This window comes from Arthrobacter sp. (genome assembly GCF_048266065.1).
In the GTDB taxonomy this organism is placed as follows: Bacteria; Actinomycetota; Actinomycetes; order Actinomycetales; family Micrococcaceae; genus Arthrobacter_H.
The window spans coordinates 277,204-294,942 of record NZ_JBLXAH010000006.1; the positions used below are offsets into that span (position 1 = coordinate 277,204).

The 17,739-nt window shown below is 68.0% G+C and carries 18 protein-coding genes and 1 tRNA gene; 11 read left to right on the forward strand and 8 right to left on the reverse strand.

Annotation, left to right across the window (positions count from 1 at the left end):
• Positions 1 to 12: 12 nt before the first annotated feature.
• Positions 13 to 2,205 carry an acyl-CoA dehydrogenase gene (locus ACN0TP_RS12075; RefSeq protein WP_417219321.1) on the reverse strand — a complete coding sequence of 731 codons (2,193 nt, stop codon included), beginning with the start codon at positions 2,203 to 2,205 and terminating at the stop codon, positions 13 to 15.
• A complete protein-coding gene (locus ACN0TP_RS12080) occupies positions 2,121 to 2,849 on the reverse strand; it encodes a TetR/AcrR family transcriptional regulator (protein ID WP_417219323.1) in 729 nt (242 codons plus the stop codon). Before ACN0TP_RS12080 ends, ACN0TP_RS12075 begins: the two co-directional genes overlap by 85 nt.
• A gap of 64 nt (positions 2,850 to 2,913) precedes the next feature.
• Here ACN0TP_RS12080 and ACN0TP_RS12085 point away from each other — a divergent pair, with 64 nt between their 5' ends.
• From ACN0TP_RS12085 to ACN0TP_RS12095, 3 genes are read left to right on the forward strand one after another with little or no spacing between them, the layout of a single operon-like run.
• A complete protein-coding gene (locus ACN0TP_RS12085) occupies positions 2,914 to 4,242 on the forward strand; it encodes an acetyl-CoA C-acetyltransferase (RefSeq protein ID WP_417219326.1) in 1,329 nt (442 codons plus the stop codon).
• 2 nt (positions 4,243 to 4,244) lie between these two features.
• Positions 4,245 to 5,582 (forward strand): 3-oxoacyl-ACP reductase, encoded by a 1,338-nt coding sequence (locus ACN0TP_RS12090; RefSeq protein WP_417219328.1) that lies wholly within the window; start codon positions 4,245 to 4,247, stop codon positions 5,580 to 5,582.
• Positions 5,579 to 6,454 (forward strand): MaoC/PaaZ C-terminal domain-containing protein, encoded by an 876-nt coding sequence (locus ACN0TP_RS12095; protein WP_417219331.1) that lies wholly within the window; start codon positions 5,579 to 5,581, stop codon positions 6,452 to 6,454. Before ACN0TP_RS12090 ends, ACN0TP_RS12095 begins: the two co-directional genes overlap by 4 nt.
• Here ACN0TP_RS12095 and ACN0TP_RS12100 read toward each other — a convergent pair.
• Both ACN0TP_RS12100 and ACN0TP_RS12105 read right to left on the reverse strand, forming a co-directional pair.
• Positions 6,451 to 7,725 (reverse strand): glycosyltransferase, encoded by a 1,275-nt coding sequence (locus ACN0TP_RS12100; RefSeq protein ID WP_417219333.1) that lies wholly within the window; start codon positions 7,723 to 7,725, stop codon positions 6,451 to 6,453. The two genes, ACN0TP_RS12095 and ACN0TP_RS12100, sit on opposite strands and share 4 nt — an antisense overlap.
• 73 nt (positions 7,726 to 7,798) lie before the next feature.
• A complete protein-coding gene (locus ACN0TP_RS12105) occupies positions 7,799 to 9,421 on the reverse strand; it encodes a peptidoglycan DD-metalloendopeptidase family protein (protein ID WP_417219336.1) in 1,623 nt (540 codons plus the stop codon).
• Positions 9,422 to 9,723: 302 nt separating this feature from the next.
• Between ACN0TP_RS12105 and ACN0TP_RS12110 the strand changes: the two genes are divergently transcribed.
• Positions 9,724 to 9,960 (forward strand): hypothetical protein, encoded by a 237-nt coding sequence (locus tag ACN0TP_RS12110; protein ID WP_417219339.1) that lies wholly within the window; start codon positions 9,724 to 9,726, stop codon positions 9,958 to 9,960.
• 286 nt (positions 9,961 to 10,246) lie between these two features.
• On the opposite strand, the gene ACN0TP_RS12115 is transcribed toward ACN0TP_RS12110, so the two are convergent.
• Positions 10,247 to 10,597 (reverse strand): hypothetical protein, encoded by a 351-nt coding sequence (locus tag ACN0TP_RS12115; RefSeq protein WP_417219340.1) that lies wholly within the window; start codon positions 10,595 to 10,597, stop codon positions 10,247 to 10,249.
• An 82-nt stretch (positions 10,598 to 10,679) separates the two neighbouring features.
• On the opposite strand from ACN0TP_RS12115, the gene ACN0TP_RS12120 reads away from it, so the two are divergent.
• Positions 10,680 to 10,820, forward strand: coding sequence for a hypothetical protein (locus ACN0TP_RS12120; RefSeq protein WP_417219342.1), 141 nt, complete (start codon positions 10,680 to 10,682; stop codon positions 10,818 to 10,820).
• A gap of 30 nt (positions 10,821 to 10,850) precedes the next feature.
• Complete coding sequence (locus ACN0TP_RS12125; RefSeq protein ID WP_417219344.1) at positions 10,851 to 11,189, forward strand: hypothetical protein; 339 nt, start codon at positions 10,851 to 10,853, stop codon at positions 11,187 to 11,189.
• Between the two features lie 94 nt (positions 11,190 to 11,283).
• Here ACN0TP_RS12125 and ACN0TP_RS12130 read toward each other — a convergent pair.
• Positions 11,284 to 11,368 (reverse strand) — tRNA-Leu (locus ACN0TP_RS12130).
• Positions 11,369 to 11,527: 159 nt separating this feature from the next.
• On the opposite strand from ACN0TP_RS12130, the gene ACN0TP_RS12135 reads away from it, so the two are divergent.
• Both ACN0TP_RS12135 and ACN0TP_RS12140 read left to right on the forward strand, forming a co-directional pair.
• Positions 11,528 to 12,856: a M20/M25/M40 family metallo-hydrolase gene (locus ACN0TP_RS12135; RefSeq protein ID WP_417219345.1), complete on the forward strand. Its 1,329-nt coding sequence runs from the start codon at positions 11,528 to 11,530 to the stop codon at positions 12,854 to 12,856.
• An 18-nt stretch (positions 12,857 to 12,874) separates the two neighbouring features.
• On the forward strand, positions 12,875 to 14,032 hold the full coding sequence (locus ACN0TP_RS12140; RefSeq protein ID WP_417219346.1) for an acyl-CoA dehydrogenase family protein: 1,158 nt from the start codon (positions 12,875 to 12,877) through the stop codon (positions 14,030 to 14,032).
• Between the two features lie 6 nt (positions 14,033 to 14,038).
• Here the strand turns inward: ACN0TP_RS12140 and ACN0TP_RS12145 are convergent, their stop codons facing one another.
• Positions 14,039 to 14,281 (reverse strand): DUF5703 family protein, encoded by a 243-nt coding sequence (locus ACN0TP_RS12145; RefSeq protein WP_417219347.1) that lies wholly within the window; start codon positions 14,279 to 14,281, stop codon positions 14,039 to 14,041.
• Between the two features lie 44 nt (positions 14,282 to 14,325).
• On the opposite strand from ACN0TP_RS12145, the gene ACN0TP_RS12150 reads away from it, so the two are divergent.
• The 3 genes from ACN0TP_RS12150 (at position 14,326) to mshC (ending at position 16,832) form a co-directional block, all read left to right on the forward strand.
• Entirely contained in the window at positions 14,326 to 14,595 is a 270-nt protein-coding gene (locus tag ACN0TP_RS12150; protein ID WP_417219349.1) for a hypothetical protein, read from the forward strand.
• 73 nt (positions 14,596 to 14,668) lie between these two features.
• Positions 14,669 to 15,493: an undecaprenyl-diphosphate phosphatase gene (locus ACN0TP_RS12155; protein WP_417219351.1), complete on the forward strand. Its 825-nt coding sequence runs from the start codon at positions 14,669 to 14,671 to the stop codon at positions 15,491 to 15,493.
• A 52-nt stretch (positions 15,494 to 15,545) separates the two neighbouring features.
• On the forward strand, positions 15,546 to 16,832 hold the full coding sequence (mshC, locus tag ACN0TP_RS12160) for a cysteine--1-D-myo-inosityl 2-amino-2-deoxy-alpha-D-glucopyranoside ligase (protein ID WP_417219353.1): 1,287 nt from the start codon (positions 15,546 to 15,548) through the stop codon (positions 16,830 to 16,832).
• Here the strand turns inward: mshC and ACN0TP_RS12165 are convergent, their stop codons facing one another.
• The gene (locus ACN0TP_RS12165) at positions 16,833 to 17,702 is read right to left on the reverse strand and encodes a PAC2 family protein (protein ID WP_417219412.1); all 870 of its coding nucleotides are present in this window, start codon (positions 17,700 to 17,702) and stop codon (positions 16,833 to 16,835) included.
• Positions 17,703 to 17,739: the final 37 nt, after the last annotated feature.

The window sequence follows — 17,739 nt, forward strand, 5'->3', positions numbered from 1 at the left end:
CGGGGATGCGGGTCAGGCGCCGACCTTGCGGCCCTTCTTGGCGGCCGCCTTTGCAGCGTGCCGCTGGGCCTTCTCCTCCGCCTTGCGCCGTGCGACCAGGACCTTTTCGTCCATCGGGGCATCGGGCAGGGCACGCTGGCGCCGCAGGTATTCCGCCGCCTCGTCCTGGCGTTCGGCCTCGATGCCGGTCGCGATGTCGGCGCGCAGGTGCTCGGGGCCGTAGCCGAAGGCATCCACCAGATCCTGGGCGTGGGGGCGCAAACGGGCCAGCAGGCGGTTGCTGTAGGGGCCCAGGGTCCGGGCGCGCTGGCTCGAGAGCCGGCCGTGCATCTGGTACCAGGCCAGGTCCTTCTCGATCAGCTGCAGGCCGAACAAGTCACGGACCCAAGTCATGATCTGGCGGGTGTCCGCGTCCTTGATGTTCTCCAGCGCCGCGGTGAACGACTCCCAGAGCAGCAGCTCGCCGTGGGCGCGGGCCGCCTCGATGATCTCGTGCTGGTTTTCGTTGAAGATCCGGGCGCCCTCGGCCTGCGGCAGCTTGGCGGCCCCGCGCATGGCATCGGCGACCTCGCCCACTGCCGTCTGGACGCGGTCGGTGAGCAGGTTGCGCTGTGTCTCGGCGTCCTTGAGGAAGTTCGCCGAGCGCTTTTCCGACCCGGTGTCGGCCCAGGTCTGCGCGAACTGGCGCAGCCCCGAGCGGTTGATGGCGACATTGCCAGCCTGGCGGACCACATAGCGGGCCAGGACGCCGGCATCGAGGTGCCGGAATTCCTGGGCGTAGTCGGTCAGCAGGCGCTTGGCGACCAGTTGGAGCAGCACGTTGTTGTCGCCCTCGAACGTCACGTAGACGTCGAGGTCGGCGCGCAGGGAGGTGAACCGGTTCTTCGTGATGAACCCGGCACCGCCGCAGGCCTCGCGGCATTCCTGGAGGATGTCCAAGGCATTCCACGTCGAGGTCGGCTTCAGCGCGGCAGCGAGGGTCTCCAGGTCCTGGCGGTCCTCGTCGGTGTCCGAGGCGCCGGAGAAGACGCCGTCGAACTTCTCGAGCAGCGATTCGTGGGCGAAGGACATGGCGTAGGTGGTGGCGATCCGGGAAATCAACCGGCGCTGGTGGCGCTGGTAGTCCATGATCACCTCTTCCTGGATGTTGGAAGTTGCATTGAACTGACGGCGCTGGTGGGCGTAGGTGACCGCGATCTGCAGTGCCACCTTCGAGGCGGCGACCGCTGCGCCGTCCAGGGAGACGCGGCCCTGGACCAGGGTGCCGAGCATCGTGAAGAACCGGCGGCCCGGGCTGGCGATGGGGGAGGTGTACTTCCCGGAGGCGTCGACGTCGCCATAGCGGTTGAGCAGGTTGGTGCGGGGGATCCGGACGTGGTCGAAGTGCAGCCGTCCGTTGTCGATCCCGTTCAGGCCGCCCTTGAGCCCGTCATCTTCTCCGCCGATGCCGGGCAGGAAGCCGTTCCCATCGCGGATGGGGACATAGAGCGCATGGACGCCGTGGTTGACACCCTGGGTGATGAGCTGGGCGAAGACGACTGCCGCATGGCCGTGCTGGCCGGCGTTGCCCAGGTACTCCTTCCAGGCGGCGCGGAACGGGGTGTGGATCTCGAACTCGTCGGTTTCCGGGATGTAGGTGGCGGTGGTCGCCACGCTGGCCACGTCGGAGCCATGGCCGATCTCGGTCATGGCGAAGGCGCCCGGGATCTCCATGTTCAGGATGCCAGGGAGCCACTTCTCGTGGTGCTCCTGGGTGCCCAGGTGCAGGACGGCGGAGCCGAAGAGACCCCACTGCACGCCGGCCTTGATCTGGAGCGAGGGGTCCGCGGTGACCAGTTCCTCGAACGCGGCGATGTTGCCGCCATGGTTGTTGCTCCCGCCCATGGACTCGGGGAACGCGCGCTGGATGGCGCCCTCCTCGACCAGCAGGGAGAGCTGGCCCAGGACACGTTCACGGTGTTCGGCCATGGACTGGCCCTCGATCCGCTGGAATTCGGCACGGCCGGCGATGGCGCGTGAAACGCGGCGATCCTCGGCCCATTTGCCCAGGAGCTGCTCGCCGAGCGCTGCGACGTCGAGGTGGGGTTCGGTGCGGCTCGTTGCCGCCGTGTTCTGCTGGGTCACGAGGAGTGCCTTTCCAATTGTTGAGCGGTCGTGGTGGTTGCTGGTGGGGTGTTGCCCCCGGCAATGCCGGAGATCAGCCATCCCGTGATGGTGCGGGTGAGCTCTTCCTCCGTGGGCTTGGCGGGGGAGTCCGGGGTGCGCAGCCAGGTTTCGCCGGTGGCCCTGACCATTCCGATCGCTGCGCGCGGCCACAGGTCCAGGGCGGACGTTCCCGGGTGGTCCCGCGCCCGGAGGTAGGCGCGCATCCGGTCGGTCATCATCGAGGTGAGCTCGGCGAAGAAGTCATCCAGTGGTTCCCCCGGAGCGGAGGTGCTCGTGGCCGCCTGCGGATCGCGGGAGACGTCGGTGACGTAGAAGTAGACGTTCGGCGAGGTCTGGGCCATGTGGAGGTAGGCGCGGACCATAGCCAGCAGTCCTGCTTGTTCGGTGGTTGCGGTGCGGGCGGCATCGACGACCTTGGAGCGCATCTGGCCGATGACGATCTCTCCCATGGCGCGGCGCAGTCCGTCCTTGTCGCCGAAGTAGCGGTAGAAGACGGACTTGGAGGTTCCCGCTGCGGCCGCGCACTCATCCATGGAGGCGGTCGGGCCGAGCCGGTGGATGACCGATCGGGCCGCCTTGACCAGCTCGGTCCGCCGCGAGAGGCGGTGTGCATCCCACCGGGCCGAGCGGCCGTCGCCGGAGGTGCCGGGTGCAGCCTCGGTGGATGTGTCTGAGGAGTTCACGATACCCAGCGTATCAGGTACGCTAGGTATCGGTAATCCACTTCACACCGTCAGGAGTCATTCCATGGCCGAACAGGCTTCCCCCGCCCAGTCATCGACGTCCGGCGCCGCCGGTCTCCGGCCCGCCGTCGTGATCGGTGGCAACCGCATTCCCTTTGCCCGTTCCAACGGCAAGTACTCGACAGCCTCCAACCAGGAGATGCTCACGGCAGCCCTCGACGGGCTCGTGGCCCGCTTCGGGCTGCAGGGACAGCGCATCGGTGCCGTCGCCGGCGGCGCAGTGCTCAAGCACTCCAAGGACTTCAACCTGGTGCGCGAGTCGGTCCTGGGCACCGCACTGTCCCCGACCACACCCGCCTACGACATCCAGATGGCCTGCGCCACCGGCATGGAGGCCATCGGATCGCTGGCCAACAAGATCCGACTCGGACAGCTCGAGTCGGGAATCGGCGGCGGCGTGGACACCACCTCCGACGCCCCGATCGCCGTCAGCGAAGGACTGCGTTCGGTTCTCCTGGAACTATCCCGTGCCCGGACCCTGCAGCAGCGTCTCGGCGCGATCTCGAAGTTCCGCCCCAAGGACCTGACGCCCAACGCGCCCGGAACCGGGGAACCGCGTACCGGGCTGTCGATGGGCGACCACCAGGCCATCACCACCGCAGCCTGGGGCATCACCCGCCAGGCCCAAGACGAACTGGCACTGGCCAGCCACAAGAACCTCGCCGCGGCCTACGATCGCCACTTCTTCGACGACCTGGTCACCCCGTTCCGTGGCGTTTCGCGGGACACCAACCTGCGCGCCGACAGCACGCTGGAGAAGCTGGGCAGCCTGAAGCCGGCCTTCGGCAAGAACCTCGGGGACAAGGCGACCATGACGGCCGGGAACTCCACGCCGCTGACCGATGGCGCCTCGGCCGTCCTGCTCGGCTCCGAGGACTACGCCCGCGAACACGACCTGCCGATGTTGGCGAACTTCGTGGACTTCGAAGCCGGCGCCGTCGACTTCGTGAACGGCGAAGAGGGCCTGCTCATGGCACCGGCCTATGCGGTGCCGCGCCTGCTGGCCCGCAACGGGCTGACCCTGCAGGACTTCGACTTCTACGAGATCCACGAGGCCTTTGCCGGCACCGTGCTCAGCACCCTGGCCGCCTGGGAAGACGAGGACTTCTGCCGCAACCGGCTGGGCCTGGACGCCCCGCTGGGCGCCATCGACAGGTCCAGGCTCAACGTCAACGGCTCCTCCCTGGCCGCCGGGCACCCGTTCGCCGCCACCGGCGGTCGCATCGTGGCCACCCTGGCCAAGATGCTCCACGAAAAGGGATCCGGCCGCGGCCTGGTCTCGGTCTGCGCCGCCGGTGGGCAGGGCGTCGTCGCGATCCTGGAGGCACGCTGAACATGGCTGACAACTACCTGAAGCTCGTCAACAGCGGGTTCACGAAGGAACTCGCCAAGTCGCTGGGCCTGCCACGGCCCTCCATCCTGCGCCGCTACCGGCGTGGCCAGCCCCTGGTGCCGGGCCCCGTCGTCGTCCTCGGTGCCGGCTCGGCAGCCCACGAACTGACCGAGACCCTGCTGGGTTGGGGACTGGATGTGCGCCGCCACGCCGGAGGATCCGAAAAGCTCGGTGCGCTCATCCTCGCACTGGACGCCGTCGAGGCACCGGGCGACATCTCATCCATCGCCCTGGAGACCGGCGCCGCCTTGCGCAGCCTGGCCCCGGGTGGGCGTGTGGTGACGATCTCGCGGCCGGCGGACGCCACCGATGCCCCGGCCCGCTCCGCGGCACGCCAAGGCGTCACCGGGCTCCTGCGTTCCCTGGGACGTGAACTGCGTGGCGGGGCGACAGCCAACGGCATCCTCCTCGCCGAGGGCATCCGCGCCGATGCGCCATCCGCGACCGCGGCCCTGCACTTCCTGCTCTCGGGCCGCAGCGCATACGTTGACGGCCAGTTCCTGACCATCGAATCCGCACGCGGCGAGCTGCCGGCCGACTGGGACCAGCCGCTGTCCGGCAAGGTCGCAGTGGTCACCGGTGCCGCCCGGGGCATCGGCGCGGCCATCGCCCGGACCCTGCATCGCGACGGCGCCACCATTGTGGCCGTCGACGTCCCGCAGGCCGGCGACGCGTTGGCCAAGGTCGCCAACGAAGTCGAGGGAACCGCCCTGCAACTGGACGTGACCCGCCACGACGCCGGCCAGATCATCCTGGACCACGCCCGGCAGCGACACGGCCACCTGGACATCGTGATCCACAATGCCGGGATCACCCGGGACAAGCTGCTGGCCAACATGGATGCGGCCCGCTGGGACTCGGTCATGGCAGTGAACCTGGAATCGCAGCTGCGCATGAACGAGGCCTTCCTGGCAGCGGAGCTGCCCGGGCTGCGGATCGTTTCGCTGGCCTCCACCAGCGGCATCGCCGGCAATCGCGGGCAGACCAACTACGCGGCCTCCAAGGCCGGGGTCATGGGCATGGTCGTTGCCACCGCGTCGGCGATGGCCGAGCGCGACGGCGGGATCAACGCTGTGGCACCGGGGTTCATCGAAACCGAGATGACCGCGAAGATCCCGGTCGCCACCCGCACGGTGGGCCGGATGCTCATGCCCTCCCTGATGCAGGGCGGACAGCCGCTGGACGTCGCCGAGGCCATCGGCTTCCTCGCCTCCGACGCAGCCGGTGGCATCAACGGCCAGACGCTGCGCGTCTGCGGGCAGTCGCTGGTGGGCGCATGAGCCGCCGCGAGGTCCGTCTCGACGCCGTTCCCTCCCTGCCGCGGCTCTATGCGGAGGCACTGGGCAACCAGGTCCGCACGAAGCTGACCGGGTCTTCCGGTTCGCTGGTGCTGCCCGAGGTCGAGCACTCCGTGACAGGGGTCCGGGCCGAACTGCCACGGCTGGAGGCCTACCAGCAGCTGGTGGGCGACACGGTGCGCGGGACGCTGCCCAGCGTCTTCGTCCACGGAACGGTCTTCCCCGTGGCCATGTCGGTGCTGGCCGCCCGGGAATTCCCCCTGCCTCTGCTGGGCATGGTGCACCTGTCCAACCAGGTCGAGCACCTGCGTCCGATCCGCCTGGAGGAGACCCTGGACGTCCGCGCCTGGGCGGAGAAGCTGCGCGACCACCATGCAGGCACCGCAGTCGACGTGGTGTGCGAGGCCAGCGTCGGCGGCGAGGTGGTCTGGGTGGGCACCTCGACGTACCTGGCGAAGGGCGTGTGGGCCGGCGCCCGGCCCGAACGCAGGAGCGAACGCCCCGAATTCGTGGCACCGCGCCAGACCGGCGCCTGGCGTCTGGGTGCCGGTGCGGGGCGTGACTACGCCGCAGTGCTGGGCGACTACAACCCGATCCACCTGGGCGCACTGCCGGCCAAGGCGCTGGGCATGAAGCGCCAGATTGCCCACGGCATGTTCCTGGCCGGCAAGGCCCTGGCCCAGACGGCGCCGCTGGACGGCGGGTACCACTGGGACATCGTGTTCGAGGCGCCGGTGCTGTTGCCCTCCACCGTCAGCTTCGGGGTGGAAACCTCCCCGAAACTGCTCTCCTTCCAAGGGTGGAATGCCCGATCGGGCAGGCGCCACTTCCACGGCGCGGTGCGTGCGCTCTAGGAACCACTTCGCACGTGATCGGCGGCGGCCCTGGCATAGCAGTCCAGGGCCGCCGTTGCCGTGTGGGACCAGCTGAAGGCCCGTGAACGCACGACGGCGGCACTGCCCATCACCCTCAGCTGATCCCGGCGCGTGGCCACCTGGGCGATGGCATCAGCCCAGCTGCCGGCATCCAGGTCCGGGACCAGGATCCCGGTGGAGCCTGCGGCGACACTGTGCCGCAACCCGCCGACGTCGTGTGCCAAGACAGGCGTTCCGCAGGCCTGTGCCTCCATGGCGACCAATCCGAAGGACTCGCTGTAGGACGGCACGGCGACGACGTCCGCCGCCCGGAACCAGGCGGCCAACTGGTCTGCCGGGGCCGGGGGGAGTCGATGGGCGGTATGCTCCAGGTGCTCGTCGGCGATCAGGCGCGCCAGATCGAGTTCCTTGGAACCACTGCGCGACCCGATGATGGCCAACTCGACGTCGATGTCTGGCCGGAGCCGGGCGAGCAAACCGAGTGCGCGCAGCAGGATATGGGGGCCCTTGAGCTTCTGGATGCGTCCGGCGAACGCAATGCGCAGCGGGTTGGCCGCCGGACCGGGGGTGTGCCCGGCATCCCCGATCCAGATCCGCGTGCCCTCGGGACGGAAGACCTCCAGGTCCACCCCGGGGGCAACCACGTCGATCCGTGCGGCCGGTGCTCCATAATCGGCGACGAGTTCATCTGCCTCCGCCGCCGTGTTGGCGGTGAGGCGGGTGGCGCGGGTAGCCAGCACGGTCTCGGCTTCCACGCGGGAGTCCGGTTCGTCGGCATCATGCTGCAGACGTCGTTTGACCTTGGCCATGGTGTGCATCGTATGGACCAGTGGTATGTCCCAGCGGGCGGCGAGCTCCAGTCCGACGACGCCCGATATCCAGTAGTGGCTGTGCACCACGTCGTAGGGGCCGAAGCCCCCCTGGAGGATCCCGGCGGTGATGTCAGGCAGGTGGCGGGGCAGGTCCTCCTTGGACACCGGGCCGTCGGGACCTGCGGGAATATGGTGGACCACGACGCCGTCGGCCAGCACGTCGGGATCCCGGGGTCGTGCGCTGCGGGTGAAGACGTCGACCAGGGCGCCGGCGGCCGCGAGGGCCAGAGCGGTTTCCCTGACGTAGACGTTCATGCCGCCGGCGTCCCCGGAACCGGGCTGGTCCAACGGGGAGGTGTGCAGGCACAGCATGGCCACGCGGGGTGTCCGCCCGGAGGCGCGACCCGACGGGTCGGGGGAGTCAATGGCGTGGTGCATGGAGGTCCTGTGCGGGGGTGGCCGGCGCAAACCGGTGGTCCCTTGAAGACTAGTCCCCGGTCCGCTGCCGAACCTACTTCGGCGAGTTCTCCGCCTCACGGGTGCTGGCAGCCTCGCCCGCCTGCACTGCTGCGAGATCAGCGGGAGCAGTGTCAGTGTCGATGCCGTCGGGGAACCAGGCAGGGCAGAGCATGACCACCTGGTGCACCGTTGGGTCTTCTTGCAGGGGCGGGGCTTTCGGCACCTGTGCCGCGAGCGTCCTCGCGAGAAGGGTCGTTTCATGCTCGGAGAGCACGCGTAGGGCCGGACCTGATGGGTCCTTCGCCAGCTCTGCGTCCTCGAGCTGGTAGGCCACGCAGAGCGAAGCCAAGCTGGGCGGTGTGGCGGGGGGATCCGTGGGCGTCGTGCCGGGTGCCTCGGCTGGTGGTGTGGGATCGGGGGACTCGGCCGGTGGGGCAGTGGGGGATGCGCTGGGTGGTGGTGTGGGTTCTTCGCTGGGTGGAGCCGGTGATTCGGCCGGAGGAGTCGGATCCGCGGATTCCACCGGTTCGCTGGTGGGTGTCTGGCTCGGTGGTGCGGGCGTTTCGGCCGGTGGTGACGCCGGGTGCGTGGGTTTGGCTGACGGGGTCGGCGGTGCCGTGGGCTGTGTGCTGGGCGGCGCCGGAGTCGATGTCGGGGCCGCGGCGGTGGGTGGGACCTTGGGGGAGGCCTGAACGGCCGGGTCCGATGGGCGGGTGGACGGGGTCTCCCGGGCCGCCGGCGGGGTGGTGCTCGATGCCGGGGCCGGGGACGGACTCGTTGCTCCGGGACTGGGGGTTGAACTGGATGCAGCCGCGGCGTGCTCGACCGGCTTCAATCGGGAGTCGGCGATCTGCTGGCGTTCATCCCCGGTGACCGGACGGTTCTGGCCGGGGAGCAGGGGCAGGTACAGCGCAGGGTCAACCCATTTGCCATTCAGGTAGACCTCGAAGTGCACGTGGCATCCTGTGGAGTTTCCGGTGGTTCCCGACAGGGCCAGCAGATCACCGCGCCGGACGGTGTCGCCGACGTGGGCGATGAGCAGTGAATTGTGGCTGTAGGCGGTCTCGACTCCACTGCCGTGGTCCACCCTGACCCGCTGGCCGGAGTGGCCGGCCCAGGCCGACTGGACCACTGTCCCGTCCTCGGCGGCGCGGACGGCGGTTCCGCAAGGGACTCCGTAGTCCTGCCCGATGTGGATGTATGAGCCGGGCCCGGTGGGGTTCAGCCGCCAGCCGAACCCACTGGTGATCCGCGTGCTGGATACCGGTGCGGACAGCACCAACCCGCCCGGAAGCAGCCCGGCTGGGCCCGTGGCGATGTGCGCTGTGCCTCCGGTACCGGAGACCCCCTCTCCGTTCAGGGCGCTGCCGTCCGGTCCGACCTCTGAGGTGATGAGTGGCTGGTACCCCGGTGTCCATGTTGCAGCCCAGCTGGATGCCGCCGTCGGGTCCAGCAGTGGGGAAGCTTCGGGAATCGCGTAGACGGGGCTGACCTTCGGCGTTGACTGGTGTGCCGTTGCGGAGGGGGAGCCGCCGTCGGTGCCACCGGTCTGCACTCCGGCTGCGGGGGCGGTGCCGATGAGCAGCGTGCCCGCCGCTACCAGGACGACCCATTTGAACAGGGGCCGCGGTGTAGCCAGGAGATGCGCCGGATGCTGCGGCACCTGCTGGCCCATGATTCCCCCGGGAGACAGAACGGGGCCCCACCGGGGGACTGGCCGTCCCGACGGGGCGTGGTCCAGATCACGTTACCCGTCACGGCGGTACTAGGCCAGTGCGGGGGATGCGAAAATCCTGCCCGTAAACTTGGATGGACCCAATCTGTCGGGCATGAAAAAGCCCCGGTAGACCTGGGCTCATTTCGTGCGCGGAGGGGGACTCGAACTCCCTGGGGCTGGGCGACCGAATTGGGGCGATTGACGAGCTCCAGATTGTCTCTGACGATGGTGCGTAGCGGGCCCGGGGCTAGCTTCCGCAGGTGCACCACGGTGGTGAGTCCCGGCCCCTGCTCGGCGGGGCGTGGCGGTGCCGGGAGGTAGACCTGTTCGAATACGGCAAGCCCGGCCCACAGCATGGTTTCCACGAGCTGGGCGAGGTGGTCGGTGAGAACGACGCCTTCCCCGTAACGGCGTCGCAGCGGCTGGCCGGGCGCGGGCATTCCCAGCTCTGTGCGGACCAACACGGCGACTTCTGGGTCCACGCCTTCGGCGTCTAACTCCCATCGGGCCCCGGTGATGGCCATGCTGACGGCTTGCATGACCGAGTCGACCTTGCCGTCCTGGGCGCGCATGGCATCGAAGATGGCCATCTATTGAGGGGAACTGCAGTTCGGCGTCTCGTTCCAGCGGCTCAATGATGAAGGAGTTGCCTTTGCCGCTGCGCGTGAGCCCGCTGGGCCGCCCGCGCTCATTGGTGTTCGGTGTCGATGCCAGACCGGTGGTCTTGTAAGGGCGCGGCCGCCCCGTGAGGGACGGTGCCGCGAGAGTGGTGCTACTACTGCTCTACATTGAGCCACCACGTCTCGCCATCGCGTTCTCCTTTTCCCTCGGGTCGGCCAGTCTAGTATTCCTCGTGAATGCGGAACAGAACCCCGTATGTGCACCAGTCGTACAGCGAAGGGTTGTCAGCCTCGGTGTATGAATTCCAGACATCGTCCCCCCCACGTGCTGGGGGAGTTCGATTCTGGCTCCGAAAGGCCCGTCATAGTTGCTGGCTTGCCCCCGAAACCGGATGACCAGGTATCCGTTTTCGATGTGGTTCTCCAGGAGGTGAAGTTCGCGACCGTCTTGGAACTTGCCGAATATGTCGGTGACGGTCGTCAACACGTCCGTGGGGTCGATCTTTTCATTCACCGGCTCATCTCCTACATCGAATCAGTTGGCCGAGGCCACGACCCAACTCTGACAGATGGTCCTCCCGACACAATAGATGGTGATGACGCCCTTGAATGCCTGGCACGAGGACAACAAGGCCTTCCTGGCCGAACAGGCCTACCGTGGAACGGGACCAACTCCGCGCCATGTCAGGATCGGGCAGATCTGGTGGTGCACGCACTATCGGCTGCGAAGTGACTAGGGCCTGCTGGCGCGCTATTCCAAACAGGGCGTGCTGTTCACCTATTTCGAACCGGGGTTCGAGGGGGTAGGGATTTCTGCGACGACGAACCGGATCGAGGGCGGAATTAATTCCGGGTTGCGTCTGATGCTCAAGCTCCATCGTAGGTTGCCGCTCGAACACCGTCGACGTGCCGTGGAATGGTTCCTGCATCACGGTAGCAAGAATCCCTTACGGCCCCAGGAACTGATCCGGCCAACGCACTACGACCAGTCCGAGATGACCACAGTCGACATCGACTGCGAACTCGTAGGGCTCGACTTCCTCGGGGGCTCGGCCACGGCAGGGGAAGGACTCTGGGTCCGCTCGGGATGGGCCGGAAGGCAATGACACACCGGGCCATACACACATTCTTGCCTATAACCCCCTATAACCCCCGACTCCCGGGCATGAAAAAAGCCCCGGTAGACCGGGGCTCATTTCGTGCGCGGAGGGGGACTTGAACCCCCACCCACTATACGTGGACTAGCACCTCAAGCTAGCGCGTCTGCCTATTCCGCCACCCGCGCAGGTGGTGCGATTCAACCAGTTTCGAAGTCCCATGGGACTTCCGGCCCGGTGAAAGCAGCGAGTAAGACTCTAACATGAGGTGAGAGTACTTCCCAATTCCGCACTCTTTGCCGTGATGACTAGGCTGGAGCCACCCGAACAACCCGGAAGGTCAGGTCATGACGGAGCGAGGAAACCCCGGTGCCGCAGGTATCACGGCAGCCGACGAGGTCGAGGAGATCTGCCGCACGCTGATCCGCTTCGACACCAGCAACTTCGGTGGAAACGACGCCCGCCCCGAGCGGCCCGCCGCGGAGTACGTGGCGGGGCTGATGAGCGAGGGGGGACTCGACCCCCAGATCCACGAATCGTCCCCGGGCCGGGCCAACGTCGTCGCCAGGATGGCAGGCAGCGATCCGTCGCTCCCGGCGCTGGTGGTCCACGGGCACCTCGACGTCGTGCCCGCCCAAGCGGAGGACTGGAGCGTGGACCCCTTCGCCGCCGAGGTCAAGGACGGGATGATCTGGGGCCGCGGCGCCGTGGACATGAAGGACATGGATGCGATGATCCTGGCCGTGCAGCGCCAAATGCACCGCGACGGCGTCCAGCCACGGCGTGACATCATCTTCGGCTACTTTGCCGACGAGGAGGCCGGCGGAACCTATGGGGCCCGGTGGATGGTCGACCACCACCCCGAGGTCTTCGAGGGTGCAGGGGAGGCCATCAGCGAAGTCGGCGGCTTCTCCTCCACCGTCGGCGGGCGCCGCGCCTACTTCCTGCAGACCGCCGAGAAGGGCCTTCACTGGTTGACGCTGAACGCCACCGGGCGGGCGGGACACGGGTCCCAGATCAACGACGAGAACGCCATCACCCGGCTGGCCGGTGCCGTTTCGAGGATCGGGGAGTACGAGTGGCCACTCGAGTACACCAAGACCACGCGCGCGCTGATGGAAGGTGTCTCCGAGCTGACCGGCATCGAATTCGATGAGGAGGACCCCAGCGCGCTGCTCGATGCCCTGGGCAACGTCTCGCGGTTCGTGGGCGCCACCTTGCAGAACACGTCGAACCCGACGTCGCTGAAGTCCGGGTACAAGCACAACGTGATCCCCGGGGCCGCCGAGGCCTTCCTGGATTGCCGGACCCTGCCCGGGCGCGACGAGCTGCTGAAGGAAACCCTGCGCGAACTCGCCGGGGCCGGCGTCGACTTCTCCACCGTCCACGCGGACACCTCGCTGGAGGTCCCCTTCTCCGGTGGGCTGGTGGACACCATGGTCTCCTCCATCGAGGCCGAGGACCCGGGATCGGTGGTGCTGCCCTACATGCTCTCGGGCGGAACGGACAACAAGTCGCTCTCCCGGCTCGGCATCACGGGGTACGGCTTCGCACCCCTGCGTCTTCCCGACGAACTGGACTTCACCGGCATGTTCCACGGCGTCGACGAACGCGTCCCGGTCGACGCCCTGCAGTTCGGCACCCGGGTGCTGACGCGCCTGTTGACCACTTACTGAACCGGGGGACTACTGGGAATGGAACCGATCCGCGCGATCCTCACCGACGAGCTGCTCGAACGCATCCGCTCCCGGGCGGCCGGGTACGACGCCGACAACACCTTTTGCGCCGAGGACCTCCTCGAGCTGCGCGAAGCCGGCTACCTCACCGCGATGCTTCCGCCGGAGCGCGGTGGGCGTGGCTGGGGCCTGGAAACCACGACGGCGGCCCAACGCCTGCTGGCGGCGCATGCGCCGGCCACCGCGCTGGCCGTGAACATGCACCTGGTCTGGTCGGCCGTCGCCCAGCTGTTGGCCGCCCGCGGGGACCACCGGCTGGATTTCGTCCAGGACTGGATCGCCTCCGGGGAGATCCTGGCGTTCGGCATCTCCGAGGCCGGCAACGACTCGGTGCTCTTCGACTCCGTCACCCGGGCCGAGCCCAGCCCGACGGGCGGCTACGACTTCACCGGCCTGAAGATCTTCACCTCGCTGGCTCCGGCCTGGACGAAGCTCGGGGTCTTCGGCAAGGAGGGGGACGGGGACGACGCACGGCTGGTCCACGGGTTCATCGACCGGGCCGACCCCGGGGTGGAGACCATCGAGAACTGGGACACCCTGGGCATGCGGGCGTCCCAATCGCATTCGACCAGGCTTGACGGTGCCCACGCCGATGCCAACACGATCCACAGCATCCTGCCGACCGGGCCGAACGCCGACCCCCTGGTGTTCGGCATTTTCGCTGCGTTCCTGACGCTGACCGCGTCCGTCTACGTCGGGTTGGCCGAACGCGGCGCCGAGCTGGCGGCCGAGCGGCCGGCGCAGCGGACGTCCCTGGGCCACGGCGGACGGGCGCTCTCCCAGGACCCCGACATCCGCTGGCAGGTCGCCGACGCCGGACTCGAGATCCTGCGCCTGGACGCCCAACTGCGGATGACCACCCGGGACCTGGACGACGTGGTGGACCACGGATCCTCCTGGTTCCCCCGGCTGGTCACCCTGCGCACCCACGCGGGGGACACCGCCCGGCGGACCATCCAACTGGCCATGCAGGTCTCCGGGGGAGGCCAGTACTTCCGCGGCAGCGAACTCGAGCGGTTGTACCGGGACGCCCTGGCCAGCTTGTACCACCCCTCGGACGCTGAGTCGGCCCATTCGACGGTGGCTACGTGGCTGTTGGGGCCACCCACCGACTGAACTGGCTCAGGAGGGGAACACATCCAGGGTGCTGGCCACCCGCATGATCCGCCGGCGCATCCAATAGCGGCGCATTCCGCCCATGTAGAGGCGCGTGGTGCGCAGTTCCCATTTGCCGTACTCGGCGTGCTCACCGAGCTCGCGCCGGGCATCGGCCACCGACTGGCCGGGACGAACCGTCAGGACCAGGTACTCGAAGCCCCGCGCGGGGTCGATGGACTTCTGGGCAGGAGCTGGTGAATTCTTCATGATCTGGTATCCATTCTGCTCGTTCTGCGGGTAACGTCTAGACCATGAGCACAGATCCGCGTGTTGCCCTGCAGGCCCTGATGGCCTCGCTCGAAGAACACCTCTCAGCGGTGGCCTCCCGCCGGGGCGAGGACGACCCTGCCGTGGAAGGCGCCGTCTTCCGGATGATCGACGCGTTCGAGGAATACGAGGACGCACTGTACGACACCTATGGCGAGGTCACTCCGCTCGACGTCTACGACGATGACGAGGAGGACGACGACGACGGGGAGCCTGACGACGTCGACTCCAGCGACGCCGACGTCCGGGGCTGAGCGAACGCCGCGCCATGCGGCACACGCCACAAATGTGGGTCAGGGGTGGGGCGCGTGAAGTAGTGTCTCACTCGTGAATTGGTTTGAAGCGGCCTTTTTGGGCCTGATCCAGGGTTTGACCGAGTTCCTCCCCATCTCCTCGAGCGCGCATCTGCGCATCGTCGGGGAATTCCTTCCCAATGCCGCCGACCCCGGCGCGGCCTTCACGGCCATCACGCAGCTGGGGACCGAGACCGCCGTCGTGCTGTTCTTCTGGCGTGACATCGTGCGGATCATCGCTGCCTGGTTCCGCTCGCTCACCGGCAAGGTGCCGCACAGCGACCCCGATGCACGGATGGGCTGGCTGATCATCATCGGTTCACTGCCCATCGCCATCCTGGGGCTGCTCTTCCAGGACCAGATCGAAACCACCTTCCGGTCACTGTGGATCGTGGCCACCATGCTGGTGGTCTTCGGTGTGATCCTGGCCATCGCCGACCACTTCGGCAAACAGGACCGCGAACTCAAGGAACTGACCTACAAGCACGGCATCTACTTCGGCCTGGCCCAGGCGCTGGCCCTGATCCCCGGGGTGTCGCGCTCCGGCGGCACGATCACCGGCGGACTGCTCATGGGGTACACCCGCGAGGCGGCCGCCCGGTATTCCTTCCTGCTGGCCATTCCCGCCGTCTTCGCCTCGGGCCTCTACCAGGCGTTCAAGAGCTTCGGTGAACCCGCCGTGTATTCCGGCGGGCAAACGCTGCTGGCCACCGTCGTCGCCTTCGCCGTCGGCTTCGTCATCGTCGGCTGGTTCCTGAAGTTCGTCTCCAGCCACAGCTACAGTGTGTTCGTGTGGTACCGGATCGCCTTGGGGCTGGTCCTGTTTGTGCTGTTGGGCTTCAACGTCATCAACGCCTAGCCGCACGCCGCCACATTCCCCGAACCCGCTCTCCCCGAAAGGTCGATTCCCAGTGCATGCTTGGTCCGCGCCCACCATCCCCTCCGTTCCCGGAACGCCGCCGCCGCTGAGGATCTTCGACTCCTCGACGCGTGCGCTGGCCACCCCGGTCACGGAGGGACAGGCCAGCATGTACGTGTGCGGGATCACCCCCTACGACGCCACGCACATGGGGCACGCCGCCACCTACGTGGCCTTCGACCTGCTCAACCGGTACTGGCGCGATGCAGGGCTGCAGGTCGACTACGTCCAGAACGTCACCGACGTCGATGACCCGCTGCTGGAGCGGGCGACAGCCACCGGCGTGGACTGGCGGGACCTGGCGGCCGGGCAGACCGATCTGTTCCGCGGTGACATGGAGGCGTTGAACACCATCCCGCCGCGTCACTACATCGGGGCCGTGGAATCCGTTCCGTGGATCGTTCCCGTGGTCGAGCAGCTGCTCGGGGCCGGACTGGCCTACCGGGTGCCCGGCACCGACGGCGGCCCCGACGGGGACGTGTACTTCGACGCCCGGGCGGCGGCATCGCCGACCTGGTCGCTGGGAACCGTGAGCGGGTACGACGCCGAGACCATGGCCGGCTTCTTCGCCGAGCGCGGCGGAGACCCCGAACGCCCCGGCAAGAAGGACGCCCTGGACCCGCTGCTGTGGCGCGTGGAGCGTGAGGGGGAACCATCGTGGGACGGCGGCCTCCTGGGTCAGGGCCGCCCCGGATGGCACATCGAATGCTCGGTCATTGCCCGCCGCTTCCTGCCCGCCCCCTTCACCGTCCAGGGCGGGGGATCGGACCTGGTCTTCCCCCACCACGAATTCTCGGCAGGCCATGCGACCGCCAGCGACGGCAAGGCCCTGGCCGAACACTATGTGCACACCGGCATGGTGGGCCTGGACGGCGAGAAGATGAGCAAGTCGTTGGGCAACCTGGTGCTCGTCTCGAAACTACGTGCCGCCGGGGAGGACCCGATGGCCGTGCGCACCGTGCTCGTGGGCCAGCACTACCGTTCCGATTGGGAGTGGACCCCGGCCCTGCTCGAGCAGGCCAAGAACCGGTTGGCCGCCTGGCGGCAGCGGTCCACGACGACCTCGGTGCAACGCGCCGGCGACCTGGCGACTGCGGTGCGGGCCCGGCTGGCCGAGGACCTCGACGCCCCGGCCGCCTTGGAAGTACTCGATGCCTGGGCAGCCGAGGCGGCCCAGGATCCCGCCGATGGCACCGTGGGGAGCGGATCCGCGGGCGAGCAGGCGGCCCATGACCTCATCGACGCCCTCCTGGGCATCCGCTTGGCCCCGCGCGGGTGATCAGCCCTCGGTGCCGCGTTCACGCCGTTTGAGGTAGCGCTCGAACTCACGGGCAATGGATTCCCCGCTGGCTTCGGGTAGTTCGGTGGCATCCTGCGCCTGCTCGAGTTGCTGCACATAGGCGGCGACCTCTGGATCCTCGGCGGCCAGTTCGTTGACCCCCCGCTGCCAGGCCTCGGCCTCCTCGGTCAGCGAGGTGAGCTCGAAGGGCGTGCGCAGCACCTCCTCGATGTGGCGCAACAACGCCAGGGTGGCCTTGGGCGAGGGTGACTGCCCCACGTAGTGCGGGACGGCAGCCCAGATCGACACCGTGGCGAGTCCGGCGGAGTCCGCGGTTTCGGCCAGCACCCCCAGGATGCCGGTCGGCCCCTCATAGGTGGTGCGTTCGGCGCCGAGCTCCGCCCGGAGGGTCTCGTCTTCGCTGGAGAGGCTGGCCGGCAGGGGGCGGGTATGGGGGACATCGGCCAGCAGCGCGCCGACCAGGACCACGGCCTTCACGTTTTGCAGCTCCGCCTGGGTCAGCAGCTCCGCGGTGAACGCCTGCCACCGGTAGGTCGGCTCGGTACCGCGGACCAGGAGCAGGTCGACACCGGTCCCTGGCAGCGGCGCCCGGTACATGCGGGTGCCCGGCCAGCGGATCGTGCGCTTGCCCGCCGCATTGCGGCGGACCGAGGGCCGGGAGAACTGGTAGTCGTAGTAGTCGTCCTCGGAGAGCTGGCCGACCTGCTTGGCTTCAAACGTCTTGGCCAGGAACCGCAGGGCATCACTGGCCGCCTCACCGGCGTCGTTCCAGCCCTCGAAGGCGACCACCATGATGGTGGGCCGCCTGCCGGAACCGGGATGAGCCTCGGCCGCGATCAACTCGGGCAGCGAGCCGCGCGTTTCGTTTTCCTCTGCCACGATCTCA

Excerpts from the sequence above, each read along its gene's own strand:
- ACN0TP_RS12075 (WP_417219321.1), bottom strand. The coding sequence starts at position 2,205 with ATGGCTGATCTCCGGCATTGCCGGGGGCAACACCCCACCAGCAACCAC.
- ACN0TP_RS12085 (WP_417219326.1), top strand. The coding sequence starts at position 2,914 with ATGGCCGAACAGGCTTCCCCCGCCCAGTCATCGACGTCCGGCGCCGCC.
- ACN0TP_RS12135 (WP_417219345.1), top strand. The coding sequence starts at position 11,528 with ATGACGGAGCGAGGAAACCCCGGTGCCGCAGGTATCACGGCAGCCGAC.
- ACN0TP_RS12150 (WP_417219349.1), top strand. The coding sequence starts at position 14,326 with ATGAGCACAGATCCGCGTGTTGCCCTGCAGGCCCTGATGGCCTCGCTC.
- ACN0TP_RS12095 (WP_417219331.1), top strand. The coding sequence starts at position 5,579 with ATGAGCCGCCGCGAGGTCCGTCTCGACGCCGTTCCCTCCCTGCCGCGG.
- ACN0TP_RS12145 (WP_417219347.1), bottom strand. The coding sequence starts at position 14,281 with ATGAAGAATTCACCAGCTCCTGCCCAGAAGTCCATCGACCCCGCGCGG.
- ACN0TP_RS12120 (WP_417219342.1), top strand. The coding sequence starts at position 10,680 with ATGACGCCCTTGAATGCCTGGCACGAGGACAACAAGGCCTTCCTGGCC.
- ACN0TP_RS12100 (WP_417219333.1), bottom strand. The coding sequence starts at position 7,725 with ATGCACCACGCCATTGACTCCCCCGACCCGTCGGGTCGCGCCTCCGGG.
- ACN0TP_RS12105 (WP_417219336.1), bottom strand. The coding sequence starts at position 9,421 with ATGGGCCAGCAGGTGCCGCAGCATCCGGCGCATCTCCTGGCTACACCG.
- ACN0TP_RS12090 (WP_417219328.1), top strand. The coding sequence starts at position 4,245 with ATGGCTGACAACTACCTGAAGCTCGTCAACAGCGGGTTCACGAAGGAA.
- ACN0TP_RS12140 (WP_417219346.1), top strand. The coding sequence starts at position 12,875 with ATGGAACCGATCCGCGCGATCCTCACCGACGAGCTGCTCGAACGCATC.